This is a genomic window from Pseudomonas sp. 43mfcvi1.1, from assembly GCF_900115935.1.
GTDB lineage: Bacteria > Pseudomonadota > Gammaproteobacteria > Pseudomonadales > Pseudomonadaceae > Aquipseudomonas > Aquipseudomonas bijieensis.
This window is the reverse complement of record NZ_UETT01000015.1, coordinates 109,883-135,434: the sequence shown is the minus strand read 5'-3', so window position 1 is coordinate 135,434 and position 25,552 is coordinate 109,883. Positions and strand designations below refer to the sequence as shown.

Below are 25,552 nucleotides of genomic sequence, written 5' to 3'. Positions count from 1 at the left end.
TTCAACTCCTATAGCGGCCCGAGGACCACGGTAATAACGGTCAGGACACAGACATACAGGGCGCAGTCGAACAAGGCTTCATGCCAGATCCAGCGCCCGGCCGGCACCAGGCTGAGCAACAGGCGCAACGCGCCGGTCACCAGCAACGCCAGCACCACATAAATCAGGAACGGGCTGAGCAACACCCCGCCAATCGACCACTCACGCAAGCCCATGGCTGTGCTCCCGTCGTTCAGGTTCGTGCTGGTGGCACCAGGCGCGCCAGCTGTTTTGCAATTGCACCACCGCGCCCTGGGCCAGCTTCAAGGCGTCACCGGGTGGTTGGGTCGACAACACGTTCAGGAACTCCGTGCTCGCCGCAGCCAACGCATCGGCCTGGTCACCGGCCGGGCCGCGCTCGAGCACCTGCTCCAGCGCTTCGAAATAACGCCGCTGCGCCCGGGTATCGGGTACTTGGGCGACGGCCAGGCTCAGGCGCAGATGCAACAGCTCATCGCCAATGTCCAGGCCAAGCAAACCATCATCCCAACGGCTGCGCGCCTGCACCGGCAACTCAGGGTAATGCCGCGCCAACTGCAACAGCCGGTCGGCCATGCGCCCGCCGAACCAGCTCTCGGCACCACGCAGGCTGCGACGGGTCAGGCGCACCAGATCGTGGAGGGTCGCGGCCAGCAGACGGCGGCTGTGCCAGGCCGGATTGCGCAAAATCAGCAGGTTGAAAGCCAGCACCGCCGCGCCTACGCCAATCATCATTGCCTGGGCATTGTTGAAGAACGCCGCGACGTCGTATTTCATGGTATTGAGTGGTGAAACCAGCACGACAAAATGCAGGCAGAACGATGTCGCGGTGGCGAAGATCTGCGGCTTGGCCATACCCAGCGCACCGAAAAACAACGGTACGCCCATGGCCATGCAGAGCATCGCAAAACTGCTCCATTGCGGTAGCACGAGCTCACCGATCACAAATGCCGTCGGCACGGCCAACAGGATGCCCCGCAGAAAACTCATGCCGATCTGCGCGCCGTTTTCGCGACTGGCAAACAGGCTGCACACCACGCACGTCAGCACCAGCGCACCCGATGCGGCGGGCCAGGCGGTCGCCAGCCAGAAACAGGCGACCGCCAGGAATGCCAGGGCGCTGCGAGCACCGAAGACCATAGCCAGGGACAGATCACGATGGGGCGCCAGGGTTCGCGGCGGATCCGCCGCTTCCCTGCCCTCCTGTACCGCCGTCAAGGCGGCGCAGGCGGCCAGGGCGGTATCGAGCAACAAGGCGAACCGTGCCAGGCAGTAACTTTGCGCCGAGCTCATCTGGGGGTCGTGAGACGCATCCCATACCCGGGGGCGCAAGGCTTGCAAGGTCGCACTGTCGGCGTCGAGGGCTTGCCGCACCTCGTTCATCCACGGCTGGAGGGCCTGCGCCTCCTCGGGCTCAAGCTGTTTCCACTGCCGGCGCACCGAACGCGAAAGGCGCAGCAGCATCAGCAATTTCTGGCTCAAGCCGCTGATGGCCCGGGCTCGCTGTCGGCCACGGCTACCTTCGAACCAGGCATGCTCGCGCTGGGCATCCACCGCGACAATCCTGCCAAGAATTTCCAGCAAGCCTTTACGGGCCTGGGCATCGCCAGCCAGGGTGGCACGGGCGGCCTGCATGCCACTCTGCCAGGCAGCAAAAGCCTGGCCGGCCAACTGGCGCTCGACCCGCAACGGCCAGAGCAAGGCACTGGCCGCCGTGGCGCAGACGATGCCCAGGCTGATCTCAGTGCAGCGCGCCACCGCCTGGTCGAACACACTCAGCGGATGGGAAATGGCCGGCAGCGCAATAATCGCCACCGTGTAACCGGCCAACACGAATGAGTACGACCAGGCACTGCGCAGCAGCGTCGAACAGGCGGTGCACAACCCCAGCCAGAGCGCCAGGGCCAGCAGGAACAGCCAGGGCGCCTGGGCAAACAGGCCCATGAACAGCACCGACATGACGGTGCCCACCAGCGTGCCGACCAATCGCGCCAAGCCCTTCTGTACCACCATCCCGGACAGGGGCTGAGCGACGATGATCGCGGTCATCAGCGCCCATGACGGCTGCTCCAGACCCCAGCGCAACGCCAGCCACAACGCCAGCCCAGCGCCAAGCACGGTCTTGGTGGCGAACTGCAAAGCGAGGCGGTCAGGGGCAAACAAGGCCTGGAAGGTTATGGGCACGCGAAAAACTCTTTGGGGGACGCCAGTAACAATAGATGCAATGCGGGGAGATAGCCGATGCAATTATTAGCTAGCTACCTATTAAGAGTCCACAGCTGATTATTGTGGATTCAACAACACACTGTTTCTATCTGGCGCCACAACAGTGGTCACCTTGAGCCTGAGTCGTCCCCATAAAAAAACGCCAGGCAAGCTGGCGTTTTCTGGATCAGGACGCGTTATTTAGCTGGCACGTGCCTGGTTGCGCAGAGCCTTGACCTGGTCATGGTTGCGTTGCACACCGTGGTACTGACGCTCGACCAGGTCACGAATACCGACCAGGTTGTGCTTGGTGATTTTCTCCAGTGCTTCCTTGTAGGCCTTGAGCGCATGGTCCTCGCCACGCTCGGCTTCGTTGAGCACCGCTTCTTCATCCTTGCCGGTGAACATGGACTTCACGTCCACCCAACGACGGTGCAGGTCACCGGCGACGCTGGTGGAGGTTTCCGGATCGCCACCCAGCGAGCGAACGGCAGCTTGCAGCTCGGCCGCCGCGGTTGCGCAATCAGCGGCACGTTGAACGAACAGAGACTTGAGTTCCGGATGCTTGATGTCTTCAGCGCAGGTCTTGAACCCTTCCTGGCCATCTTTACTGGTCTCGATCAGGTCGTTCAAGACGGAGATGGATTCTTTGTTGATGTCAGTCATTTTTCAGTTCCTTTGCTTGGTGAATAGAAAACCTGCAAGGGATATTGCATCGGCCATGCCAGCCATCAACTCCACAAAAATTACTTAAAAATCAATAATTTAATTAACACCCTGAAATCTGTATCCGCGTTATTTGCATGATCTGTCATTTGGCCTGCATGCAGAATGCCTGTATTTTCCAAGTTGTTTGAATCAAGACGATTGCCATGAACCCGGAAAAGCTCGAACTGCTGGTCACGCGCCAGATGCCCTTCGGTAAATACAAGGGTCGAATCCTGGCTGACCTGCCTGGTCAATACCTGAACTGGTTCGCCCGCGAGGGTTTCCCTCACGGTGAACTGGGTGGTTTGCTGGCACTGATGCAGGAAATCGATCATAACGGACTGTCGGACCTGCTCGATCCATTGCGCGCCAAACACGGCAAACCCAAGCCTCGCCCCTGACCAGTTGAGCCCCCGTCATGCCCGAAAACACGCTACGCGCCCACGATGAAGCTTTCTGGCAGACGTTTGTCGGTCGCTACGATGTCGATCCCGCCGGGCCACTCAATCTGGAGAACGGCTACTTCGGCCGCATGTCCCGTACCGTGGTGGAGGAATACCAGCGCCATATCGAATTCATCAATCGGGGCAATTCGGTGTACGTGCGCCAGCATTTCGACCGTGGACACGGTGAAGCCATTCGTCAGCAGATCGCCCGGCTGATCCACGCTTCCCCCCAGAGCGTGGCGTTGGCCGGCAGCGCGGTGGATGCCTTGCAGACGCTGATTCGCAACTACAACGGTCTGAAGCCGGGCGACCAAGTGCTGATCTGCGATCTGGAATATGCCTCGGTCAAAAGCGCAATGCGCTGGCTGGCTCGCCAGCGGGGCGTGGAGGTGATCGAAATCGTCCACCAGCACCCTGCCAGTTTCGAAAGCCTGGTGGGCACTTATCGCGAAGCGTTCATTCGCTACCCGCGTCTCAGGCTGATGACACTGACCTACGTTAACCACCTCACCGGCCTGGTCATGCCGGTCCAGGCCATTGCCGAGAGCGCCCGGGAATTTGCCGTCGATATCATTCTCGACGGTGCCCACGCCCTGGGCCAGATTGATTTCGACCTGAGGAAGCTGGGGATCGAATTTGCCGGGTTCAACCTGCAGAAATGGATCGGCGGCCCTCTCTCCCAGGGCTTCCTGTACATCGCGCCGCAGCGGTTGGCCGACATCGCCCCGGACATGGACGAAGACAGCTACCCCTCCACCGACGTCCGCTCGCGCACGCCCCACAGCACGCCCAACATTCCTGCCTTGCTCACCCTGCCCCTGGTCTTCGAAGAACACCGGAGCCTGGGCGGCGCCTTGGCCAAAGGCGCGCGCCTGTGCTACCTGCGCGACCTGTGGGTGAATGCCGTGCGCGATGTGCCGGGCATCGAAGTCATGACCCCGGATGACCGGCGTCTCTATTGCGGCATCACGGCGATGCGCTTCACCGCCCATGTCGATCAACAGGCGATGGCCGATCGACTGCTCAATGAGCACGGGATCTTCACCGTGGTGCGCAATACCAGCGTCGGGCCGTGCATCCGCATAACCCCGGGGCTGATTACCTTGGCCAGTGATATCGAGCGGTTGACTGCGGCGCTGATCAGCCTGAGCCAGACATAGTTGTGGCGAGGGAGCTTGCTCCCGCTGGGCTGCGCAGCAGCCCCAAAAAGGCACGATGAGATTGACCTGGCGGACCGTGGTGACAGGTTTCAGGACTGCTTCGCAGCCCAGCGGGAGCAAGCTCCCTCGCCACAGGAAATCTGTGCCGGCACAAAAACCCGGGCAAAAAAAAACGGCGCGCCGACCAAGCGCACCGTAAAGCCGTAGAACACCCAACGAGGTTTCGGTAAAGCAATCAGTCCAGCAGCGCCAGGGCCTCGGCGGTGCATTCCTGGATGCGAGCCCAGTCGCCGTTCTTGATCCACTCCGGATCAAGCATCCAGCTTCCGCCCACGCACATCACGTTCTTCAACGCCATGTAGCTCTTGATGTTGGCCGGGCTCACGCCGCCGGTCGGGCAGAACTTCACTTCGCCGAACGGGCCGCCCAAGGCCTTGATGGCCGCGACACCGCCGCTGACTTCGGCCGGGAACAGTTTGAAGCGACGATAGCCCAGGCCGTAGCCCTCCATGATGCCCGAAGCATTGCTGATACCTGGCAGCAACGGGATCGAGCTATGGACGCTGGCCTCAAGCAAATCACGGGTGATGCCTGGGGTGACGATGAACTGCGAGCCCGCGACCTCGGCGGCCTCCAACATGTGACGGTCAAGCACCGTGCCCGCGCCGGTCACCAGTTCCGGACGCTGCTCGCGCAGCACCTGGATGGCCTTGAGGCCGTATTGGGAGCGCAGCGTCACTTCCAGCGCCGTCAGGCCACCGGCGGCCAGGGCATCGGCCAGTGGCAGGATGTCCTGTTCGCGGGCGATGGTGATCACCGGCAGGATCCGCGCCTTGGCGCAGAGGCTGTCGATCAGGGCAACTTTGTCCGCCATGGAAACGGTCGGGGATGGGTTTGTCATAGCGGCTGATCCTTGGTTCATGGGCACCAGTAAATCTCTAACGTAGGTTGCAAAAACGCGCGGATTGGCATTTCGGCGACATCGTCACCCGCCACCGCGGCGTTCAGAGTGGTCAATTTCGACTGACCGGAAATCGACAGCACTTTGTATTGCGCCGAAGCCAGCAAGGCGCGGCTCATGGTCAAGCGCTGGTGCGGCACGGTCGGTGCCAGCATCGGCCAGCAACGGCGCGTGCCGTTGGCATCCAGGGCTTGCGCCAGGTTCGGGCTGTCAGGGAACAGCGAGGCGGTGTGCCCGTCATCGCCCATGCCCAGTACCAGTACATCGATAGGCGGCAGCTCGGCCAGCAAACGATCGGCCTGCTCGGCAGCCGCTTCCAGGTTGGCGCTGGCGCTGTAGAGGCTGAGGAACTGGGCCTTGGCCGCGGCGCCTTGCAGCAGGTAACGCTTGAGCAGGCCGGCGTTGCTGTCAGCGTGTTCAACCGGTACCCAGCGCTCGTCGGCCAGGCTGACCACCACTTTGGACCAGTCCAATGCCTGTTTGGCCAGGTGCTGGAAGAACGCCACCGGGCTGCGGCCACCGGACACCACCAGGGTCGCCGTACCGCGCGCGTCGATCGCGTTGCGCAACTGCTCGGCCACGTTCAGCGCCAGGCCTTCGGCCAGCAGCACCGGGTTCTTGAATTCATGGGCGCTGACGCCCTGGGGCAGTTTCACTTCAGATATCGCCATACCACGACCTCCCATCCCGCGTGATCAGTGCAATGGAGCTCATCGGCCCCCAGGACCCGGCCGCATAGGGCTTGGGCGCATCGCCGGATTTTTTCCACCCGGCGATCAACTGGTCACACCACGTCCACGCGGCTTCAATTTCGTCTTTACGGACAAACAGGTTCTGATTGCCGTTCATGACTTCCAGCAACAACCGCTCGTAGGCATCGGGAATCCGTGCGCTGCGATAAGTGTCGGAGAAGTTGAGTTGCAGCGGACCGCTGCGCAATTGCATGCCCTTGTCCAGGCCCTGCTCCTTGGTCATCACCCGCAAGGAAATCCCTTCGTCCGGTTGCAGGCGGATGATCAGCTTGTTGCTGATCTGCAAACGCTGCTCGGGGGCGAAGATGTAGTGGGACGGTTCCTTGAAGTGGATGACGATCTGCGACAGCTTCTGCGGCATGCGCTTGCCGGTACGCAGGTAAAACGGCACCCCGGCCCAACGCCAGTTGCGGATGTCGGCGCGCAGGGCGACGAACGTCTCGGTGTCGCTCTGGGTGTTGGAGTTGGGTTCTTCGAGGTAGCCCGGCACCGCCTTGCCCTCGCTGTGACCCGCGATGTACTGGCCGCGCACCACCTGGGTGGTCAGGCCTTCCGGGCTGATCGGCGCCAAGGCCTTGAGCACCTTGACCTTCTCGTCACGGATGCTGTCGGCGGACAAATCGGCCGGTGGGTCCATGGCGATCAGGCAAAGCAGCTGCAGCAAGTGGTTCTGGATCATGTCCCGCAGTTGGCCGGCCTTGTCGAAATAGCCCCAGCGGCCTTCAATGCCGACCTTCTCGGCCACGGTGATTTCCACGTGGGAAATGTAATTCTGGTTCCACTGGGTTTCGAACAGGCTGTTGGCGAAGCGCAGCGCGATCAGGTTCTGGACCGTCTCTTTGCCCAGGTAATGGTCAATGCGATAGGTGCGGTTTTCCGGGAAGAACTGCGCCACGGCATCGTTGACCTTGCGCGAGGACTCCAGGTCCGAGCCGATGGGTTTTTCCAGCACGACCCGAGTGTTTTCGCTCAAACCGACCTTCGCCAGGTTCTCGCAGATCGCCCCATACACCGCCGCAGGGGTGGCGAAATAGGCAATGACCTGCTGGGTCGAACCGACCGCTTCGGCCAGGGCGACATAATCGTCGGCCTTGAGGAAATCCACGTGCAGGTAGGTCAATCGTGCCAGGAAGCGCTCGAGTACGGCTTCGTCCAGGTCTTTTTCACCCACGTAACGACGCAGCTCGGCGGCGATGAATGTCAGGTGCTGCTGCTCGCTACCGGGTTCACGGGCCAGCGCAATGATCCGCGTGTCCTCGTGCAACAATTGGGCGCCATCGAGCTGATACAGGGCAGGAAAAAGCTTGCGCAAGGCCAGATCGCCCAACGCGCCGAACAAGGCAAAGGTGCACGGTTCAACCGTAATCGAAGGCATGATGTTTGTTCTTTTATCAAGTTAAACTACAAATACCTTTTTTCAAGGTATCACTCAAGGAAAAATGTAGTAATAACCACAACATTTTTCGAAAATACCGATTCCGAGTGGTGGTCCGCCGGAGCCATCAGTAGGATAGGCCACCGCAAAGGGTCGTATCAAAGACCCGTCTTTCTAGGAATCTTGTATGGACCGCGTGCGAAATTTACTGGAACAGATCCAGAGTCGCCTTGAAGACCTGAACAAGGCTGAACGCAAGGTGGCCGAGATCATCCTGCTCAACCCGCAGCAGGCGACCCGCTTCAGCATCGCCGCCCTCGCCCAGGCCGCTTCGGTCAGCGAACCGACCGTCAACCGTTTCTGCCGCTCGTTCGGCGTCAGCGGCTACCCGGAGCTCAAGCTGCAACTGGCCCAAAGCCTGGCCAGCGGCGCCGCTTATGTCAGCCGTGCGGTGGAAGCCGACGACAACCCGGAAGCCTATACCCGGAAAATCTTTGGCAGTGCCATTGCCTCATTGGACAGCGCCTGCCAGGCCCTTGATCCCAATTTGATCAGTCGTGCCGTGGACCTGCTGATCCAGGCCCGGCAGATCCACTTCTTCGGCCTCGGCGCCTCCGCCCCGGTGGCGCTGGATGCCCAGCACAAGTTTTTCCGCTTCAATCTGGCGGTGACCGCCCACGCCGACGTGCTGATGCAGCGCATGATCGCCTCGGTGGCCCATACCGGCGAACTGTTCGTGATCATTTCCTACACTGGCCGCACCCGTGAGCTGGTGGAAGTGGCGCGCATCGCTCGGGAAAACGGCGCTTCGGTGCTGGGCCTGACCGCCGAAGGCTCGCCCTTGGCCAAGGCCAGTACCCTGAGCCTGAACATTCCGTTGCCCGAGGACACCGACATCTATATGCCGATGACCTCACGGATCATCCAGCTCACCGTGCTGGACGTGCTCGCCACCGGTATGACCTTGCGCCGAGGCGTGGACTTCCAGCCACACCTGCGCAAGATCAAGGAAAGCCTGAATGCCAGCCGGTATCCGGTGGGGGATGAGTTCAACTGATCGGACCTGAGTGCTTTATTGCCTGACAGGCCGTCATCGCGAGCAGGCTCGCTCCCACAACTGGATCTTTGGCGTTCACAAAACCCCTGTGGGAGCGGGCTTGCTCGCGAAGGGGCCAGCCGCCACACCAGAGATCCTGAGCTAAGCCCCCACCCACGCCTGCAAACTCAGATGCGCCCGCTCCCCCGGCGCCAGGCACAGGCTGTCGGTGCCGCCACTGGCGGCTTCGACGCAGACGAATTCGCTGACCTCATCCCAACTCACCCCCAGCAACGGCCGCGCGCCGGGATGCCAGACCACGGTGTCGGCGCTGTCACCGGTGTCGATGCACAATTCGCGCTGCCAAGCGTGGTCCTTGAGCTGCAATTCGCCCTCATGCTGAAACACCCGCTGACAACCGCCCTCGACGCGCAACTCGCCTTCCTGCTGACAAGCCGCACGGTTCAACTGGTCGTAACCCTGTGCACCTTCGAGCCCAGACAGCGCTACCTCACCAACGTCACCAATACGCCAGTAGGCGTGCAAAGCCTGGCTCAACTGGCACGGCAGGCTGTCCTGGTGCTCGGTGCTCAAGCGCAGTTCCATGCGTTCACCCAGGTCCGCATGCAGGTCAACCTGCCAGTCGCACAACTGCAATTGCCAATGCAGGTGCACACCCTCTTCGTCACTACGGCTGTCGAGCAGCTTCCAATCGATCAACCGCGCCCAACCGTGGGACGGCCAGGCGTTTTCGCTCGGATGGCGGCCATACCACGGCCAGCACACCGGCACCCCGCCGCGGATCGCCCCGACTTGCGGCCACTTGGCCGCGCACCACAACCAGGGCTTCTGGCCCTTGGGCTGAAAATGCAGCAACTGTGCGCCCTGACGACTGAACACCGCCTGGCACAACGGGTGATCGATCACCAACACGTCGCGCTGTCGATAGCGCTCCCAGGCGAACACCGGGCGCTCGCGCAAGGATCTGAAAAAGCGTTGTAGCGGATGCTCATGCATGGGCCGCAGTCCTGGAAATCATTGAGTTGCTCATCTGGTTGCAACGCGTTCTTTTTGTGGCGAGGGAGCTCGCTCCCGCTCGGCTGCGAAGCAGTCGTAAACAAGGCAAATGCGGTCAGGCTAAGGCACCGCAGTGAATGGCTTTGGGGTCGCTTCGCAACCCAGCGGGAGCAAGCTCCCTCGCCACAGGTTCTGCGCTAGCCAAACGCACACCCCAAAAAAAAGCGGACAGCCTTGGCCATCCGCAAATATGCGCACATAGAGAGGAGCTTATCGCAACAGCGTTAGAACACCGACTGAATTTTCAGGCCGGCCACCAGCGCGTTGTCCACTTCATCCACACCGCCTGGATGAGTGATGTATTGCAGGTTAGGACGTACGGTCAGCCAGTTGGTGACATGGATGCCGTAATTGAGCTCGTAGTTGTACTCAGTGCTACGCAACGGCGCGAACAGTGGATCGTTGTAGTCAGACACACCATTGGCAGCGTTGGTCAGCTCAGCGTTTTTCTTCACGTCTTCGTTGACATGGATACGGGCGAAGCCAATCCCGATGTCATCCTTGGGACGTGCGTCGAACGGCCCCTTGTACACGAACATCAGCGACTGGTAGTTGTCGACGACGTTGGTGTCCTTGTCGTGGAAGGTCGCATTGGCTGCGATGTTCAGGCCGCGGGAAGCGTCACCGTTGTGGGTCGTGAGTTGTTGCTGCGCCACGAACCAGTAGCCGTGCTTGCTGCTGTGGCTGCGATAGGCGTTACCGGTGGTCGCCGCATCGTCGCCGTTGTCGTCCTCACGGACGTCATCAGCCTTGGCCGTGCTCTTGTAGTAGCCGACACGGTATTCGCCCGGCAGGTTGTTGACCTTCGGCGACCAGACCAGCTCGACCGGAATGACGGTGCCCTTGGTACCACTGCCGCTGAGCTTGAAGCCGTTGCCGTGTTCCAGTTGCGAGGGGTTCTGGTTGTACGCACCGATCTGCGCATAGAACTCAGGCGTGATGTTGTACTTCACGCGGATCGCGGCCTGCATGACCGGCCAGTTGTACCAGATACCGGTCGCCCAGTTACCCACTTGAGAGCCGCAGAAGGCCAGGTTCTGGAATTCGCAAGGGAAGGTGTTGAAGTCTTCGCCTTCGCCGAAGTAACCGGCCTTGACGTCCAGTTTGTTATCGAGGAACTGGTGCTTGATCCACAACTGGGTCAGACGGACCATGTGACCCCGGCCATAGACTTCCTGAGAGGAACTCAAGGTCCCGGCACGCGGATCGCCGACACGGTCGTTGGAGATGTTCTCGCCATTACGATTGGTCAGCTGGATCTTGGCCTGGGTGTTATCCCAACCCCACAGCTTTTCCAGGTCCAGCGCTACGCCCAGGCCAAACTGGTCGGAGTAACGCGCGGTCTTGTCGTTGTTGTAGCCGCCATGCAGGTTGGCGCCCATTTCGCCGACGTAGTCGGCCTTGATGTCGATACCCTGCTCGATCAGCTTGGTCCGTTCGCCACCCCAGTCACCCGTCATCCACTGCGAATCGGCGCTGAACGCGTCGGCAGCCTGTGCGCTACCGACCAGCATCATCGCCGCAACGGCTGACAACTGGCAGATAAGCTGGGCGTTATTTTTCTTCTTCATCCCTACATCCTCGTCTTTATTGTTATTAACTGTTTTTATCTAACGCGGTTTACAACGATTGCGATGGGTGGTCCCCCACTCACCGCATACTCCTTTTCCTGTTGGAGCGGCTTGCTCCCACACAGGCCTCTCATCGGCCTTTGAACTGCGCGACGTTTGCGCTCCGGGCATCTGTTTGCGCCTGGCCGGCCACGCCCAGGCGTTCGCCGGACTGGGCATCGAACAGCAGCACTTTCGACGGATCGAATTGCAGCGTCAGGGTTTCTCCAACCTGCGGCGCCACGTCCGGCGCCAGGCGGCAGCAGACCTTGGTGTCGTTGAGGTTGACGAATACCAGGGTGTCCGGCCCGGTAGGCTCGGTGACCTGGACTTCGGCGCGGATGGTCGGCAAGCCATTGGGCTCGCTGCCTGCCAGCATGATCTGCTCCGGGCGCATGCCCAGGATCACTTCGCGGTCTTCCAGGCCGGCGTCCTGCATGCCCATCGGCAGCTCGCAACGGGCCTGGCCGCTGTCGAGCAGCGCCAGCAGGCGACCGTCCTTGCGTTGCAGGCGCAACGGGATGAAGTTCATCGGAGGCGAACCTATGAAACTCGCCACGAACAGGTTGGCCGGGTTGGTATAGATCTCTTTCGGCGTGCCGAACTGTTGGATGATCCCGTCCTTCATCACCGCCACTTTGTCGCCCAGGGTCATGGCTTCGATCTGGTCGTGGGTCACGTAGACCGTGGTGGTCTTCAGGCGTTGGTGCATCAGCTTCATTTCGGTACGCATCTCGACCCGCAGCTTGGCGTCGAGGTTGGACAGCGGCTCGTCGAACAGGTAGATCTTCGGCCGCCGCGCCAGCGCCCGGCCCATGGCTACACGCTGTTGCTGGCCGCCGGAAAGCTGGCCAGGCTTGCGGTTGAGCAGGTGTTCGATCTGCAGCAGCTTGGCCACGCGCGCGACTTCTTCGTCGATGGCAGCCTGGTTCATCTTGCGGATTTTCAGACCGAACTCGATGTTCTCGCGCACGCTCATGGTCGGGTACAGCGCGTAGGACTGGAACACCATGGCGATGTCACGATCCTTCGGGCTCATGCCGCTGACATCCTGGTCACCGATCATGATCGCGCCGCCGGTGATGGTCTCAAGGCCAGCGATGCAGTTCATCAGTGTGGACTTGCCGCAGCCCGAAGGTCCGACGAGGATCAGGAACTCACCGTCCTTGATCGACAACTCGATGTTCTTCAGGGTGTCCGGCAGGCCGGCACCATAGGTCTTGTTTACGTTGCGAAGTTCAAGCGTTGCCATGATTACCCCTTGACTGCGCCGGCCGTCAGACCGCGCACGAAATACTTGCCTGCGACCACATAGACCAGCAGGGTCGGCAGCCCGGCGATCATCGCCGCCGCCATGTCCACGTTGTATTCCTTGGCCCCGGTACTGGTGTTGACCAAGTTGTTCAGCGCCACCGTGATGGGCTGCGAATCACCACTGGAGAACACCACGCCGAACAGGAAGTCGTTCCAGATCTGGGTGAACTGCCAGATCAGGCAGACCATGATGATCGGGGTGGACATCGGCAGGATGATCCGCCGGAAAATGGTGAAGAACCCCGCACCGTCCAGTCGCGCCGCCTTCACCAGTGCATCGGGAATGCTGACGTAGTAGTTGCGGAAGAACAGCGTGGTGAACGCCAGGCCGTAGACCACATGCACGAACACCAGGCCCGTGGTGGTACTGGCCAGGCCCATCTTGCCGAGGGTGAACGAGGCCGGCAGCAGGACGGTCTGGAACGGCAGGAAGCAACCGAACAGCAACAGGCCGAAGAACAACTGCGAACCGCGAAAACGCCACATCGACAACACGTAGCCGTTCAAGGCACCGATGGCGGTAGAGATCAGCACCGCCGGGACGGTGATCTTGATCGAGTTCCAGAAGTAGCCGTCCACCGTGGCCCAGGCCTTGACCCAGCCGATGCCGCTGACCACGGTCGGCCAGCTCAGCAGGTTGCCGGTGCTGATGTCTTCCGGCGTCTTGAAGCTGGTCAACAGCATGACCACCAACGGCACCAGGTAAAGCAATACGGCGAGGATCAGCACCGCGTAGATCGCGATGCGGCTCAGGCTGATGGAAGGTTTGGCAGCGAGACTAGTCATGACGCTTGGTCCTCAGCTCGGAGTACAGGTAAGGCACGATGATTGCGAGAATCGCACCGAGCATCAGGATTGCACTGGCCGAGCCCATGCCCATCTGGCCGCGACTGAAGGTGAAGGAATACATGAACATGGCTGGCAGGTCGGAGGAGTAACCCGGGCCGCCGGCCGTCATCGCCGCCACCAGGTCGAAGCTCTTGATCGCGATGTGCGCCAGGATCATCACCGCACTGAAGAACACCGGACGCAGGCTCGGCAGCACCACTTTCCAGTAGATGCGCGGCATGCTCGCGCCATCGATCTGCGCGGCCCGGATGATCGATTGATCGACACCCCGCAGGCCGGCCAGGAACATCGCCATGATGAAGCCCGAGGCCTGCCACACTGCCGCGATCACCAGGCAGTACACCACGCGATCCGGGTCGATCAGCCAATCGAGGCGGAAGCCTTCCCAGCCCCAGTCCCGCAATAATTTGTCCAGGCCCATGCCCGGGTTGAGCAACCATTTCCAGGCCGTACCGGTAACGATCATCGAAAGCGCCATCGGGTACAGGTAGATGGTGCGGATGAAACCTTCGCGACGAATGCGCTGGTCAAGAAACACCGCCAGCAGCACGCCGATCACCAGGGTGATACCGATGAACATGCCGCCAAAGAGCACCAGGTTCTTGCTCGCCACCCACCAGCGATCGTTGTCCATCAGCCGCGCATACTGCGCCAGGCCTGCCCACTTGTAGTTCGGCAAGAAGGTCGAGGTGGTGAACGACAGGACGAACGTCCACAAGATATAGCCATAGAAGCCCACCAGAACGATGAACATGCTCGGCGCCAGCACCAGTTTTGGGAGCCAGCGCTGCAATGCATCGAACGGCGAGGCCTTGCTGAACACAGCAACAGAACTCATGGGAAGATCCAGTACAAGAGAAAAAGACTACAAAACATTCCCTTTGTGGGAGCGAGCTTGCTCACTCCCACAAAGGGACCGCGGCGCTAATTACTTGGCAGCCTGCACCGCTGCGCCCAGTTTCTTGGCGGCATCGGCAGGGTCGGCTTTCGGGTCGTTGATGTAGTTGGTCACCACGTCAAAGAACGCACCTTGTACCGCCAGCGTGGTCGCCATGTTGTGCGCCATGCTCGGCTGCAGGCCGCCGGACTTGGCGTCCGCCAGGAAGTCCTTGGCAGCGGTCTGGGCGCAGGAATCGAACCCATACTTGGCCATGTCGCCGAGCATGTCGTTGCGCACCGGGATCGAGCCCTTGTTGATGCTGAAGACTTTCTGGAAGTTCTCACCCAGCACGACCTTGGCGATATCCTGCTGACCAGCCGCAGTGCCTTTGTCTTTCTGCTTGAACACCGCCAGGGAGTCGATGTTGTAGGTGAACGCCTTGTCGGTCCCCGGGAACGCTACGCACTCGTAGTCCTTGCCGGCGACTTTCTTCGCGGCGGTCCACTCGCTCTTGGCCCAGTCACCCATGATCTGCATGCCGGCCTTGCCGTTGATGACCTTGGCCGCTTCCAGGTTCCAGTCCTGGCCCTTGCCGTCGGCGTCCATGTAGGTCGCGACTTTCTTCAACTCGGTCAAAGCCTTGACCATTTCCGGACCGGTCAGCGCCTTGTTGTCCAGGTCGACCAGGGCCTTCTTGTAACCATCGGCGCCCATGACCGAGAGCACCACGGCTTCGAACACGGTGCTGTCCTGCCAAGGTTGACCACCGTGGGCAAGCGCAATGAAGCCCGCGGCCTTGAGCTTGTCACCGGCGGCGTAGAACTCTTCGAGGGTGGTCGGGTTCTTGGTGATACCGGCTTTCTTGAAGACTTCCGGGTTGATCCACAGCCAGTTGACGCGGTGGATGTTCACCGGCACGGCGACGTAGTCACCGTCGTACTTCACGGTATCGGAGACTTTCTTGTCGAGCAGGCTGTCCCACTTCTCTTCTTTGGCGACGTCTTTCAGGATGTCGGTGTCGAGCAGCCCGGTGGACGCCCACTCCTGGATGTCCGGGCCCTTGATCTGGGCGACACCCGGTGGGTTGCCAGCCACGGCGCGGCTCTTGAGCACGGTCATGGCAGTGGAACCACCACCGCCGGCGACAGCGCCGTCCTTCCAGGTAAAGCCGTCTTTCTCTACCTGGGCCTTGAGCACATCGACCGCGGCTTTTTCGCCACCCGACGTCCACCAGTGGACGACTTCCACGGAACCTTTGGATTCGGCGGCAAGGGTGCTGACAGGGAATGCTGCGACGGGAAGCAGGGAAGCAAGAGAAATGACAGTAGCGAGGCGAGAAATCGCATTCATCTAGAAGTACCTTTCTTGTTGTTATGCATGCAAGTCTGGTGCTTGCGCTGCATGGATTCTAAACAGGGGAAATCCCTTCGCAGGTAACGAAGGGACGCGTAAATGTCACGACATGGTTACACAGGCGCGGGACTGGAAAGTTTCGCCAGGGCCGTGGCCATGCTCGGTGCCAGGGGCAAGCGCGGAATCAGCACCGCCTGCCAGGCGTGATACAGGTCCGGCTTGCCTGGCCAGATGTCGGCGCTGGGGCGGTTTTGCGGGTCGAGTTCGTGATGCCAACTGCCATTGCAGCGGTCGATGAAGTGTTTGTCACAGAACTCCCAGAAGCGCCGATACCAGGCTTCGTATTTTGCCTCGTCGGTACGCTTGAGCAAGGCGCTGGCGGCCGCCGCCGCTTCAGCGTGAACCCAATGCAGGCGATGGCGAACCACGGCGCGGTTGTCCCAGTCCAGGGTGTAGACGATGCCTGGCGCACCATCGACGTCCCAGCCATGGCGGCAGTTCTGGTCGAAGAGTTTCTGCGCGTCCTGGGCCAGCCAACCCGGGGTCAGCATGCCGATCTGCACCCGGGCAGCTTCAAGGTGCAACAGCAGCCGCGCCCATTCGAAACCGTGGCCGGGGGTGGTGCCGTAGGGGCGGAAACCGTCGGCGGGATTGTCCTGGTTGTACTCGCGCAAAGGTTGCCAATGGCGATCGAAATGCTCCACCACCAGGTAATCGTTGGCGGCGGCATGGCCGTGGATGACCCGTTCGACGATGTGCAGGGCGCGGGCCAGCCAGCGAGGATCATCGGTGGCATCGGCCAGGGCCAGGAAGGCTTCGGTGGCGTGCATGTTGCTGTTGGCACCGCGATAGGCCTCTTCGACGCTCCAGTCGCGACTGAAGGACTCGCGCAGGGCGCCCTCTTCTTCACTCCAGAAATGCGTGTCGATGATCCGCACCGCTTCGTCCAGCAACGCTGGCGCGCCGGGACGCTGGGCCACCACCGCGGAACTGGCGGCCAGGGCGACGAAGGCATGCAGGTAGGCAGCCTTGTCGGCGCCGTCTTCATCGGGTCGCGTCGTGGCAAACCAGCCACCGTGCTCGGCGTCGCGCAACGGGCCGCTGAGGGCCTGGATACCGTGATCCACCAGCTCGGCGAAGCCCGGCAGGCCCTGAATGTGGGCCATGGCGAAGCTGTGGGTCATGCGCGCGGTGTTCATGGTTTCGGCCCGGGCGTCGGCCGGCAGATGGCCGTGCTCGTCCAGGTTGCCAAAGCCGTCCGGCAGCTTCGAGGCCTTGGCGAACGCCAGCAGCCGCAAGCCTTCGTCGGCGAGCCAGCGCTGGTGGGCAGGCGCGTTCAGCCAACTGCTGAAGGCCGGTTGGAAGGTGTCCATCGGGAGGTACCTTTTTTGTTGTTTTGACGCAGGGAGTCTAAACAAGGGATGACGGGCGGCAGGTAACGAAAGGGACGAGTTATGTCACCGACTTGTGACATTTCCCTGGAGAGATGTATTGAGGTTCATGGCGCCATCGCGAGCAGGCTCGTTCCTACATTGAGCGCCATGGTGTACACAATTTTTGTGTCCACCACTGAACCCTGTGGGAGCGAGCCTGCTCGCGATGAACGATAACGCAGTCCAATCAATCCACACTGCGCGGCAACTGCAACGTCACCCGCAACCCACCCTCGCGCAGGTTCTGCAAGCTCACTTCACCACCATGGCTGTGGGCGATGTTGCGGGCGATGCCCAGGCCCAGGCCATAGCCCTGCTGTTGCCCGGCGAGGCGAAAGTGCGGTTCGAAGACTTGCTCCAGGCGCTGTTCCGGTACGCCCGGACCTTCGTCGTCGACGTGCAGGATGAACGCGGTTTCATCGTCATCGATATGCAGGTGGGCGTTCTGCCCGTATTTCAAGGCGTTGTCGATCAGGTTGCCTATGCAGCGTTTGAGGGCCAGCGGCTTGCCGGGATACGGTGCCAGCGCCCGGCCATCCTGGGTAACCCGGCCGTTGCCGTTGGGCGCCAGGTAAGGTTCGACCAGGCAATCGAGCACATGGTTGAGATCCACCGGCTCGATGTTCTCGTGAATGTCGGTGTCCTTGACGCATTGCAGCGCGCCTTTGACCAACAACTCCAGTTCGTCCAGGTCGCGGCCGAACTTGGCTTGCAGGTTTTCGTCCTCCAGCAGTTCGACCCGCAAGCGCAGCCGCGTGATTGGCGTGCGCAAGTCATGGGAAATCGCGCTGAACAACTGGCTGCGTTCAGTGAGGTAACGGCTGATGCGTTCGCGCATGGCATTGAACGCCCGCCCCACCTCCACCACTTCGCTGCCGCCGCCCTCGGCCACCGGCTCCACTTCGGCGCCCAGGGACATGTCCCGCGCCGCCCGCGCCAAACGCTTGAGGGGCCGGCTCTGCCAATGCACCAGCAAACCAATGAACAGCAGCAACAAGCTACTGGTGAGCACGATGAAACCGACCTGTTGCTTGGGCAGGTCTTGTTCTTCAAGGCTGGTGTAGGGCTCGGGCAGCAACGAAGCGATGTACAGCCATTCGCCTGGCGCCATCTGGATCTGCGTGACCAGCACCGGAGGGTTCACGGGCTCCAGGGTCAGGGCATAGTGAGCCCACGAGCGGGGCAATTCATCGAGCTTGAGCCCGGCGTTGAAAATCCGCAGGTCGTCGGGGCTGACAAAATTCACCGAGATATCGGCGTTACTGCCCAACGAGCGCCGCAGCACATCGTCCACTGCCTTGAGCACCGCCAGCTTGCGCGGCGTGACCGGCAGCACGTCCATGCCCAGGGGCTTATCGTTGAGCGTCACGACAAACCGCGTACCGCCCATGCTGCGCAACTGGTCCAGCACCAACGGCCGGTACGCCACGGGTAGCGAACGCAAGTAACTGACGCTGGCAGTCATCGAATGGGCCAGGCTGCGGGCGCTGGTGACCAGGCCCTCGAGCTGGGTGGCGCGCAGTTGCGAGACCCAGATCAGGCTGGACAGGGTCTGGGCGAACAGCACCACCAGCAAGGTCAGCAGTAGCATCCGTCCCAGCAATGAGCGCGGTAACGGCACCCGCCGAGCGACTTTCTTGACCCAATCAATGACCATTGCTGGCAACCACACTGGCCGCCAGTTGATAGCCGCTGCCACGCACCGTGCGAATCAGCCGCGGCGGCTTTTCGGTGTCACGCAGGCGCTGGCGCAGGCGACTGACCGCCATGTCGACGATCCGATCCAGAGGCATCAGGTCACGCCCACGGGTCGCATTGCCGATGGTGTCGCGATCGAGGATTTCCTGGGGATGGTCGAGAAACAACTTGAGCAGGGCGAAGTCGGCACCGGAGAGAATCACCTCTTCACCGTCAGTGTGGAACAGCCGATGGCTGACCATGTCCAGCCGCCATTCATCGAAGGCCAGCACTTCGCTGCCGGAGCGCTCCTGGCCGAACTGCGCCCGGCGCAGCAGAGCCTTGATGCGTGCCTGTAATTCACGCGGGCTGAAAGGCTTGCCCAAGTAATCATCGGCGCCCAATTCAAGGCCGATGACCCGATCGGCCTCGTCGGAACTGGCGGTGAGCATGATGATCGGCACATGGGCCTGGCGTGGGTGCTGGCGAACCCAGCGACAAAGGCTGAAGCCGTCTTCATCGGGCAGCATCACATCGAGGATTACCAGGTCGCTCGGCGCCTCGTTCAGCGCCTGGCGAAACCCGGCGCCGTCGGGCGTGGTACGCACGTGGAAACCCGCACGACTGAGGTAAGTGTCCAGCAGTTCGCGAATCTCCTGGTCGTCGTCGACCAACAAAATCGATTTGTTCACTGAACTCACGGGGCCTCGTCCTTGTTGTTTGGATTGCGGCGATTATGCCTGATGGATTAGGACTACAAACATCGCTAAACCATTGTGGGAGCGGGCTTGCTCGCGAAGGCAGTGTGTCAGACAACGAAAATATTGAATGACACACCGCCTTCGCGAGCAAGCCCGCTCCCACAGGAGACCACATTTCAACTTTAAACGGGGGCCGATTGCTCCAACGCCACGCCCGCGCCCATCAGGCCGGAGTACGGCGCAGTCACCAGCCAGACCGGAATGCCCTTGAAGTAGTCGCTCATGCAGCCCTTGTCGGCGAAGCAGCGGGCGAAGCCGCTTTCGAGGAAGAAATCGGCGAACCGCGGGATCACGCCACCGACGATGTAGACGCCGCCGCGCCCGCCCAGCGTCAACACGTTGTTGCCGGCCACGCGCCCCAGCCAGCGGCAGAACTGCTCGAGCACTTCCAGGGCAATGGGATCGCCAGCCAGGCCAGCTGCGGTGATGGACTCGGGAGTGTCGAGCACCGGCACATGGCCGTCCACCGCGCAAATGGCCCGGTACACCCGCGGCAAACCGCTGCCGCTCAGGGCAGTTTCGGCGCTGACGTGGCCGATCTCGTTGTAGATGTGCTGCCACAGCTGGGTTTCCCGCGGGCTGCTCATGGGCAGGTCGACATGGCCACCCTCCCCCGGCAACGCCGCGAAACGGCCTTCCCCCAGATCCAACAGCGTACCGACGCCCAGCCCGGTGCCCGGCCCGATCACCACCGCCGGACGCATCGGCTCCGGAGTACCTTCGCAGACGACCCGGTATTCATCGGGACGCAAACGGGTCATGCCCAGGGCCATGGCCGAGAAGTCGTTGACCAGCAACAGCTTCTCCACCTGCAGGGTCTTGCAGAACGCCAGGTTGCTCAGGCGCCAGTGATTGTTGGTGAACCGAAACTCATCGCCGCTCACGGGACCGGCCACCGACAGGCACACCGAACCGATGGCGCCCGGTTTCAAGCCCAAGCCGCTCAGGTAAACCTGGATGGCATCTTCAGGGCAGGCGTAATCCGCCGTCGCCAGCACCTGGATGTTTTCCAGGTTGTGGTTCTTCCACAACGCGAAACGTGCGTTGGTCCCACCGATATCACCGACCAAAGCCAGTTTCAATTAAGCGTCTCCAGGGCAGAAGTGAAGGCGCTGGCGCCCTGCTCCGCCGAGCTGAAGGCCATGCGCATGAAACCGAACAGCTCACGACCGGTGCCGATGTTGTTGCCCAACAGGCCCTTGGCCGGCGTGCGCGCGGCGAATTCCTCGGCGTCCACCTTCAATTCCAAGGTGCCTTTGACGCCATCGACGCGGATGATATCGCCCTCCTGCACCCGGGCCAACGCACCGCCGACATAAGCTTCGGGGCTGACGTGAATGGCCGCCGGGATTTTCCCCGACGCGCCGGACATGCGCCCATCGGTCACCAGCGCCACTTTGAAGCCACGGTCCTGCAACACACCGAGGAATGGCGTCATCTTGTGCAGCTCCGGCATGCCGTTGGAGCGCGGGCCCTGGAAGCGCATCACCGCGACGAAATCCTTCTCCAGCAAACCGGCCTTGAATGCATCGGCCAGGTCCTGCTGATCCTGGAACACCATCGCCGGCGCCTCGACAATCTGGTTTTCCAGGGCCACGGCCGAGACCTTCATCACCCCACGCCCCAGGTTGCCTTCCATCACCCGCAGGCCGCCTTCAGGCGAGAACGCGCGGGCTACCGGGCGCAGGATGTTTTCGTCGAGGCTTTCGATCGGGCCGTCGCGCCACACCAGCTCGCCATCCTCCAGGAACGGTTCCTGGGTATAGCGGCTCAAGCCATGACCGAGCACGGTGTTGACGTTTTCGTGGAGCAAACCGGCTTCCAGCAGTTCACGGATCAGGAACGACATACCGCCCGCCGCCTGGAAGTGGTTGATGTCGGCCTTGCCGTTCGGGTAGACGTGGCTCAGGGTCGGCACCACCTCGGAAAGGTCGGCCATGTCCTGCCAGGTCAACTGGATGCCTGCCGCCATGGCGATGGCCGGCATGTGCAGGGTGTGGTTGGTGGAGCCGCCGGTGGCGTGCAGCGCAACGATGGAGTTGACCAGCGAGCGCTCGTCGACGATCTCGCCGATGGGCATGAAGTTGCCGCTTTGCTTGGTCATGCGCGTGACCTGGAACGCCGCTTCGCGGGTCAGGGCATCGCGCAACGGCGTGTTCGGGTTGACGAACGAGGCGCCAGGCAAGTGCAGGCCCATCACTTCCATCAGCAACTGGTTGGTGTTGGCGGTGCCGTAGAAGGTGCAGGTGCCAGGGCTGTGGTAGGACTTCATCTCCGATTCCAGCAGCTCTTCGCGGGTGGCCTTGCCTTCGGCATAGCGCTGGCGCACGTCGGCTTTTTCCTTGTTGGAAATGCCCGAGACCATCGGCCCGCCCGGCACGAAGATCGTCGGCAAGTGACCGAAGCGCAGCGCGCCCATCATCAGGCCCGGCACGATCTTGTCGCAGATGCCGAGCATCAGCGCTCCATCAAACATGTTGTGGGACAGCGCCACCGCCGTGGAGAGCGCGATCACTTCGCGGCTCGGCAGGCTCAGTTCCATCCCCGCCTCGCCCTGGGTCACGCCGTCGCACATCGCTGGCGTACCGCCGGCAAACTGGCCGACCGAGCCGATTTCGCGCAGGGCTTTCTTGATCTGTTCCGGGAAGGTTTCGTAGGGCTGGTGGGCCGAGAGCATGTCGTTATAGGACGACACGATGGCGATGTTGGCGGCGTTCATCATCCGCAGGTGGTGTTTGTCTTCGGTGCCGCAACCGGCCACACCGTGAGCGAAGTTGGCGCACTGCAGCTTGCCGCGCATCGGACCATCGCTGGCTGCACCGTGGATCAATGCAAGGTAAGCCTGACGCGTGGCGCGGCTGCGGGCGATAAGCCGTTCGGTGACCTCAAGAACGCGGGGATGCATGTGTAGAACTCCAGGCTAACGGGTGTGGCGACCTGATTGTCTATGCTGGTCAAAAGCCCGCCGCACGCTGTGTAAAGGCGAGGCGGCAGACTGTTTATTGACCGTTCGGACCAGTTGATTCAGGTCACTCGTTGTAGATAAAACAAAATATTGCCACTAAAAAGGCTTGTTTTCTATTTTTATGCGAATAATCTTGTAATTCCAACAACAAATCGACGGCGGCGCAGTTAATGACTCTTCGAATCGCAATCAATGGTTTTGGCCGCATCGGCCGCAACGTCCTCCGAGCACTGTATACCCAAGGCTATCGTCGCGACTTGCAGATCGTCGCCATCAACGATCTGGGCGACAGTGCGATCAATGCCCATCTGCTCAAGTTCGACACCGTCCACGGCACCTTCGATGCCGAGGTACAGCATGATCACGAAAGCCTGACGGTCAATGGCGACCGCATCTCGGTCAGCGCCATCCGCAACCCGGCCGAACTGCCTTGGGCCGCTGAAAAAATCGACGTCGTGTTCGAATGCACCGGCCTGTTCACCGATCGTTCCAAAGCGGCGGCCCATATCAGCGCCGGCGCGCGCAAGGTGATCATCTCGGCCCCGGCCAAGGGCGCCGATGCCACCGTGGTGTATGGCGTGAACCACGACATCCTGCGCCAGTCCCATCAGATCATCTCCAACGCTTCGTGCACCACCAACTGCCTGGCCCCGGTGGCCCAGGTGCTGCACCGCGAACTGGGCATCGAAAGCGGCCTGATGACCACCATTCATGCCTACACCAACGACCAGAACCTGACCGACGTCTACCACAGCGACCCGTACCGCGCCCGTTCGGCCACCCAGAACATGATCCCGAGCAAGACCGGCGCCGCCGAAGCGGTGGGTCTGGTGCTGCCGGAACTGGCGGGCAAGTTGACCGGCATGGCGGTACGTGTACCGGTGATCAACGTGTCCCTGGTCGACCTCACCGTGCAGCTCAAGCGCGAAGCATCGGCCGAAGACGTCAACGAACTGCTGCGCCACGCCAGCCAGCATTCCAAGATCCTCGGCTACAACACCCTGCCGCTGGTCTCCAGTGACTTCAACCACAACCCGCTGTCGTCGATCTTCGACGCCAACCACACCAAGGTCAGCGGCAAGCTGCTCAAGGTACTGGCCTGGTATGACAACGAATGGGGCTTCTCCAACCGCATGCTCGATAACTGCCTGGCGTTGTGTAACGCCGAGTAATCCTCGCAGAGCCGGCCGCGCCTTGTAGTGTGGGAGCGAGCCTGCTCGCGATAGCGGTCTATCAGTCAACACTGTGCTGGCTGATACGACGCTATCGCGAGCAAGCTCGCTCCCACATTTGCTTCGGCGCCAATGAATGAACGCTTGACCCGCCCCGTAGATGATAAGCATTATCATCTACTCAAACCGGATCGGGCCCTACCGTGAGTCAATCGCGCTTTCATCACGTCTTCCTCGCCCAGCGCACGCCGCTGCTGCGCACCCTTGAGCGCATGGTCAGCAACCCCAGCACCGCCGAAGACCTGCTTCAGGAAACCTACCTGCGCGTGACCCGCGCACTGGGCGAACGCACGGTCGAACACCTCGAACCCTTTGTTTTCCAGACCGCCCGCAACCTGGCGCGGGACCATCTGCGTGCCCGGCGTATCCAGTCACGGACCTTGCTCGATGACGTGCCGCTGGAAGTCGTCCACAACGTCGTCGCCCCCCAGAGCAGTGCCGAGGACGCCGCCCACGCCCAGCAACTGCTCGAGCGCCTGAATGTCAGCCTGCAGGCCCTGAGCTCGCGACAGCAGCAGATCTTCATCCTCAGCCGCCTGCATGGCCACAGTTACCAGGAAATCGCCGAACGGCTGGGCGTGTCCCTGAGCACCGTGCAGAAGGAACTGAAACTGATCATGGCGATCTGTGTGGGTGTGGCGGAACGCAGCCACGGCGAGCAGTGACCTGCCTCACGCTTCAGGCCATGAACTGCCTACAGACTTGCCACTTGCTGCGTCCAACTTGTAGCTTGGGCCCGTGCCGCTAATACCGAGATCCTACTGTGACGGACAATCACCGCTCTGCTGAGCCGACTGCGACGCAGGAAACCGCCCATGCCATGGAACAGGCGCTGGACTGGCTGATCCTGCTGGACAACCCCAGCGAGGAACAGACGCGGCAGTTCCACGCCTGGCTGGCGGCCGATCCACGCCATGGCGAGGCGTTCGCCCGGGCCCAGGCGATCTGGAACGGCCCGCAGGTGATGGAAAGTGCCCGTCGACTCGACGCCGCGCCCAAGGTCACCGCACTGTCGCGCCTGCGTGCCCACTGGAAGCCCCTGGCCACCGCCGCCGTGCTGCTTCTCGGCCTGTTCAATTTCAGCGACCTGCCCCTGCGCTTGCAGGCCGACCACCTGACCGTGGTCGGTGAGCGCCAGCGCCTGCAATTGGAGGACGGCTCCCAGGTCCTGCTCAACACCGACTCGGCCTTCTCCAGCACGTTCAATGAACAACGGCACGTGGCGCGCCTGTACAAGGGCGAGGCGTTTTTCGAAGTGCCGGGCAACCGCAACTTGCCGCTGCAAATCGATGCCGGCCCCGTCACGGCCAGCGTCAGCGACACCACCTTCGCCGTGCGTTACCTCGACGGCGTGGCCCAGGTCCAGGTTCAGCGCGGCGATGTGGACCTGCGGGCCAACCGCAACGACACCCATGTACGGCTGTCCGCTGGCGAAAGCATCCGCATAGGTCCCAACGGCTTCGACCGCCCGGCCCGGCTCGATGCCAACACGGACCTGGCCTGGGTCCAGGGTCGGCTGGTGTTCGAGAACCGGCCACTGAGCCAGGTACTGGCCGAGCTGCGCCGTTACTACCCCGGCTGGATCATCAACAGCAACGAACAGTTGGCCAACGTTGCCGTGACCGGCAATTACCGCCTCGACCAGCCGTTGGACGTGGTCCGCTCGCTGGCCCATATCACCTCGGCGCGGCTCCAGGAGTTCCCGGCGCTGGTGATCCTGAACTGAATGAGAATTATTTT

23 protein-coding genes are annotated in these 25,552 nt (G+C 61.5%); 6 read left to right on the top strand and 17 right to left on the bottom strand.

The features are described 5' to 3' along the window. Nucleotides 1-8: 8 nt before the first annotated feature. The 3 genes from DTP52_RS25060 to DTP52_RS25050 all read right to left on the bottom strand — a co-directional run bounded on the left by DTP52_RS25060 (nt 9) and on the right by DTP52_RS25050 (nt 2,889). Nucleotides 9-215 (bottom strand): DUF1656 domain-containing protein, encoded by a 207-nt coding sequence (locus DTP52_RS25060; protein WP_003198565.1) that lies wholly within the window; start codon nt 213-215, stop codon nt 9-11. Beyond that, a complete protein-coding gene (locus tag DTP52_RS25055; protein ID WP_109755754.1) occupies nt 202-2,202 on the bottom strand; it encodes an FUSC family protein in 2,001 nt (666 codons plus the stop codon). Before DTP52_RS25055 ends, DTP52_RS25060 begins: the two co-directional genes overlap by 14 nt. A 222-nt stretch (nt 2,203-2,424) precedes the next feature. After that, the gene (locus tag DTP52_RS25050) at nt 2,425-2,889 is read right to left on the bottom strand and encodes a PA2169 family four-helix-bundle protein (protein WP_109755753.1); all 465 of its coding nucleotides are present in this window, start codon (nt 2,887-2,889) and stop codon (nt 2,425-2,427) included. Nucleotides 2,890-3,095: 206 nt separating this feature from the next. Between DTP52_RS25050 and DTP52_RS25045 the strand changes: the two genes are divergently transcribed. Next, nucleotides 3,096-3,332 carry a DUF3820 family protein gene (locus DTP52_RS25045; protein WP_027912035.1) on the top strand — a complete coding sequence of 79 codons (237 nt, stop codon included), beginning with the start codon at nt 3,096-3,098 and terminating at the stop codon, nt 3,330-3,332. A gap of 17 nt (nt 3,333-3,349) precedes the next feature. Next, entirely contained in the window at nt 3,350-4,537 is a 1,188-nt protein-coding gene (locus DTP52_RS25040; RefSeq protein ID WP_109755752.1) for an aminotransferase class V-fold PLP-dependent enzyme, read from the top strand. A gap of 235 nt (nt 4,538-4,772) precedes the next feature. Here DTP52_RS25040 and DTP52_RS25030 read toward each other — a convergent pair whose 3' ends face one another. The 3 genes from DTP52_RS25030 to zwf are packed head-to-tail and all read right to left on the bottom strand — an operon-like array spanning nt 4,773 to nt 7,625. After that, nucleotides 4,773-5,438 carry a bifunctional 4-hydroxy-2-oxoglutarate aldolase/2-dehydro-3-deoxy-phosphogluconate aldolase gene (locus DTP52_RS25030; protein WP_109755751.1) on the bottom strand — a complete coding sequence of 222 codons (666 nt, stop codon included), beginning with the start codon at nt 5,436-5,438 and terminating at the stop codon, nt 4,773-4,775. Nucleotides 5,439-5,455: 17 nt separating this feature from the next. After that, nucleotides 5,456-6,169 (bottom strand): 6-phosphogluconolactonase, encoded by a 714-nt coding sequence (gene pgl, locus DTP52_RS25025; RefSeq protein ID WP_109755750.1) that lies wholly within the window; start codon nt 6,167-6,169, stop codon nt 5,456-5,458. Continuing rightward, nucleotides 6,156-7,625, bottom strand: a complete 1,470-nt coding sequence (gene zwf, locus DTP52_RS25020; protein ID WP_109755749.1) for a glucose-6-phosphate dehydrogenase — start codon at nt 7,623-7,625, stop codon at nt 6,156-6,158. Before zwf ends, pgl begins: the two co-directional genes overlap by 14 nt. A 196-nt stretch (nt 7,626-7,821) precedes the next feature. Between zwf and DTP52_RS25015 the strand changes: the two genes are divergently transcribed. Next, nucleotides 7,822-8,682, top strand: coding sequence for a MurR/RpiR family transcriptional regulator (locus tag DTP52_RS25015; RefSeq protein ID WP_170842276.1), 861 nt, complete (start codon nt 7,822-7,824; stop codon nt 8,680-8,682). Nucleotides 8,683-8,823: 141 nt separating this feature from the next. Here the strand turns inward: DTP52_RS25015 and DTP52_RS25010 are convergent, their stop codons facing one another. The 11 genes from DTP52_RS25010 to edd form a co-directional block, all read right to left on the bottom strand. Continuing rightward, entirely contained in the window at nt 8,824-9,678 is an 855-nt protein-coding gene (locus tag DTP52_RS25010; RefSeq protein ID WP_109755748.1) for a D-hexose-6-phosphate mutarotase, read from the bottom strand. 284 nt (nt 9,679-9,962) lie between these two features. Next, nucleotides 9,963-11,309, bottom strand: coding sequence for a carbohydrate porin (locus DTP52_RS25005; RefSeq protein ID WP_109755747.1), 1,347 nt, complete (start codon nt 11,307-11,309; stop codon nt 9,963-9,965). A 130-nt stretch (nt 11,310-11,439) separates the two neighbouring features. Then, nucleotides 11,440-12,600, bottom strand: a complete 1,161-nt coding sequence (locus tag DTP52_RS25000; protein ID WP_109755746.1) for an ABC transporter ATP-binding protein — start codon at nt 12,598-12,600, stop codon at nt 11,440-11,442. A gap of 2 nt (nt 12,601-12,602) precedes the next feature. Continuing rightward, nucleotides 12,603-13,448, bottom strand: a complete 846-nt coding sequence (locus DTP52_RS24995) for a carbohydrate ABC transporter permease (RefSeq protein WP_003198539.1) — start codon at nt 13,446-13,448, stop codon at nt 12,603-12,605. Further along, nucleotides 13,441-14,349, bottom strand: coding sequence for a carbohydrate ABC transporter permease (locus DTP52_RS24990; RefSeq protein WP_060738869.1), 909 nt, complete (start codon nt 14,347-14,349; stop codon nt 13,441-13,443). The genes DTP52_RS24995 and DTP52_RS24990 overlap by 8 nt, the downstream gene beginning before the upstream one ends. A gap of 90 nt (nt 14,350-14,439) precedes the next feature. Beyond that, nucleotides 14,440-15,741 carry an ABC transporter substrate-binding protein gene (locus DTP52_RS24985; protein WP_109755745.1) on the bottom strand — a complete coding sequence of 434 codons (1,302 nt, stop codon included), beginning with the start codon at nt 15,739-15,741 and terminating at the stop codon, nt 14,440-14,442. Nucleotides 15,742-15,857: 116 nt separating this feature from the next. After that, complete coding sequence (locus tag DTP52_RS24980) at nt 15,858-17,117, bottom strand: AGE family epimerase/isomerase (RefSeq protein WP_109755744.1); 1,260 nt, start codon at nt 17,115-17,117, stop codon at nt 15,858-15,860. A gap of 247 nt (nt 17,118-17,364) precedes the next feature. Further along, a complete protein-coding gene (locus DTP52_RS24975; protein WP_109755743.1) occupies nt 17,365-18,834 on the bottom strand; it encodes an ATP-binding protein in 1,470 nt (489 codons plus the stop codon). After that, on the bottom strand, nt 18,824-19,555 hold the full coding sequence (locus DTP52_RS24970; RefSeq protein ID WP_109755742.1) for a response regulator: 732 nt from the start codon (nt 19,553-19,555) through the stop codon (nt 18,824-18,826). Before DTP52_RS24970 ends, DTP52_RS24975 begins: the two co-directional genes overlap by 11 nt. Nucleotides 19,556-19,737: 182 nt before the next feature. After that, complete coding sequence (locus tag DTP52_RS24960; RefSeq protein WP_109755741.1) at nt 19,738-20,697, bottom strand: glucokinase; 960 nt, start codon at nt 20,695-20,697, stop codon at nt 19,738-19,740. Beyond that, nucleotides 20,694-22,520: a phosphogluconate dehydratase gene (gene edd, locus DTP52_RS24955; RefSeq protein WP_109755740.1), complete on the bottom strand. Its 1,827-nt coding sequence runs from the start codon at nt 22,518-22,520 to the stop codon at nt 20,694-20,696. The genes DTP52_RS24960 and edd overlap by 4 nt, the downstream gene beginning before the upstream one ends. A gap of 230 nt (nt 22,521-22,750) precedes the next feature. On the opposite strand from edd, the gene gap reads away from it, so the two are divergent. The 3 genes from gap to DTP52_RS24940 all read left to right on the top strand — a co-directional run bounded on the left by gap (nt 22,751) and on the right by DTP52_RS24940 (nt 25,538). Next, complete coding sequence (gap, locus tag DTP52_RS24950; protein ID WP_109755739.1) at nt 22,751-23,752, top strand: type I glyceraldehyde-3-phosphate dehydrogenase; 1,002 nt, start codon at nt 22,751-22,753, stop codon at nt 23,750-23,752. A gap of 203 nt (nt 23,753-23,955) precedes the next feature. Next, nucleotides 23,956-24,477 carry an RNA polymerase sigma factor gene (locus DTP52_RS24945; protein WP_109755738.1) on the top strand — a complete coding sequence of 174 codons (522 nt, stop codon included), beginning with the start codon at nt 23,956-23,958 and terminating at the stop codon, nt 24,475-24,477. A 98-nt stretch (nt 24,478-24,575) separates the two neighbouring features. Beyond that, nucleotides 24,576-25,538 carry a FecR domain-containing protein gene (locus DTP52_RS24940; RefSeq protein ID WP_109755737.1) on the top strand — a complete coding sequence of 321 codons (963 nt, stop codon included), beginning with the start codon at nt 24,576-24,578 and terminating at the stop codon, nt 25,536-25,538. Nucleotides 25,539-25,552: the final 14 nt, after the last annotated feature.

Excerpts from the sequence above, each read along its gene's own strand:
- DTP52_RS25045 (WP_027912035.1), top strand. The coding sequence starts at position 3,096 with ATGAACCCGGAAAAGCTCGAACTGCTGGTCACGCGCCAGATGCCCTTC.
- DTP52_RS25000 (WP_109755746.1), bottom strand. The coding sequence starts at position 12,600 with ATGGCAACGCTTGAACTTCGCAACGTAAACAAGACCTATGGTGCCGGC.
- DTP52_RS24995 (WP_003198539.1), bottom strand. The coding sequence starts at position 13,448 with ATGACTAGTCTCGCTGCCAAACCTTCCATCAGCCTGAGCCGCATCGCG.
- gap (WP_109755739.1), top strand. The coding sequence starts at position 22,751 with ATGACTCTTCGAATCGCAATCAATGGTTTTGGCCGCATCGGCCGCAAC.
- DTP52_RS25030 (WP_109755751.1), bottom strand. The coding sequence starts at position 5,438 with ATGACAAACCCATCCCCGACCGTTTCCATGGCGGACAAAGTTGCCCTG.
- DTP52_RS25040 (WP_109755752.1), top strand. The coding sequence starts at position 3,350 with ATGCCCGAAAACACGCTACGCGCCCACGATGAAGCTTTCTGGCAGACG.
- zwf (WP_109755749.1), bottom strand. The coding sequence starts at position 7,625 with ATGCCTTCGATTACGGTTGAACCGTGCACCTTTGCCTTGTTCGGCGCG.
- DTP52_RS25005 (WP_109755747.1), bottom strand. The coding sequence starts at position 11,309 with ATGAAGAAGAAAAATAACGCCCAGCTTATCTGCCAGTTGTCAGCCGTT.
- DTP52_RS25050 (WP_109755753.1), bottom strand. The coding sequence starts at position 2,889 with ATGACTGACATCAACAAAGAATCCATCTCCGTCTTGAACGACCTGATC.
- DTP52_RS24975 (WP_109755743.1), bottom strand. The coding sequence starts at position 18,834 with ATGGTCATTGATTGGGTCAAGAAAGTCGCTCGGCGGGTGCCGTTACCG.
- DTP52_RS24985 (WP_109755745.1), bottom strand. The coding sequence starts at position 15,741 with ATGAATGCGATTTCTCGCCTCGCTACTGTCATTTCTCTTGCTTCCCTG.
- DTP52_RS24990 (WP_060738869.1), bottom strand. The coding sequence starts at position 14,349 with ATGAGTTCTGTTGCTGTGTTCAGCAAGGCCTCGCCGTTCGATGCATTG.
- DTP52_RS25010 (WP_109755748.1), bottom strand. The coding sequence starts at position 9,678 with ATGCATGAGCATCCGCTACAACGCTTTTTCAGATCCTTGCGCGAGCGC.
- pgl (WP_109755750.1), bottom strand. The coding sequence starts at position 6,169 with ATGGCGATATCTGAAGTGAAACTGCCCCAGGGCGTCAGCGCCCATGAA.
- DTP52_RS24980 (WP_109755744.1), bottom strand. The coding sequence starts at position 17,117 with ATGGACACCTTCCAACCGGCCTTCAGCAGTTGGCTGAACGCGCCTGCC.
- DTP52_RS25060 (WP_003198565.1), bottom strand. The coding sequence starts at position 215 with ATGGGCTTGCGTGAGTGGTCGATTGGCGGGGTGTTGCTCAGCCCGTTC.
- edd (WP_109755740.1), bottom strand. The coding sequence starts at position 22,520 with ATGCATCCCCGCGTTCTTGAGGTCACCGAACGGCTTATCGCCCGCAGC.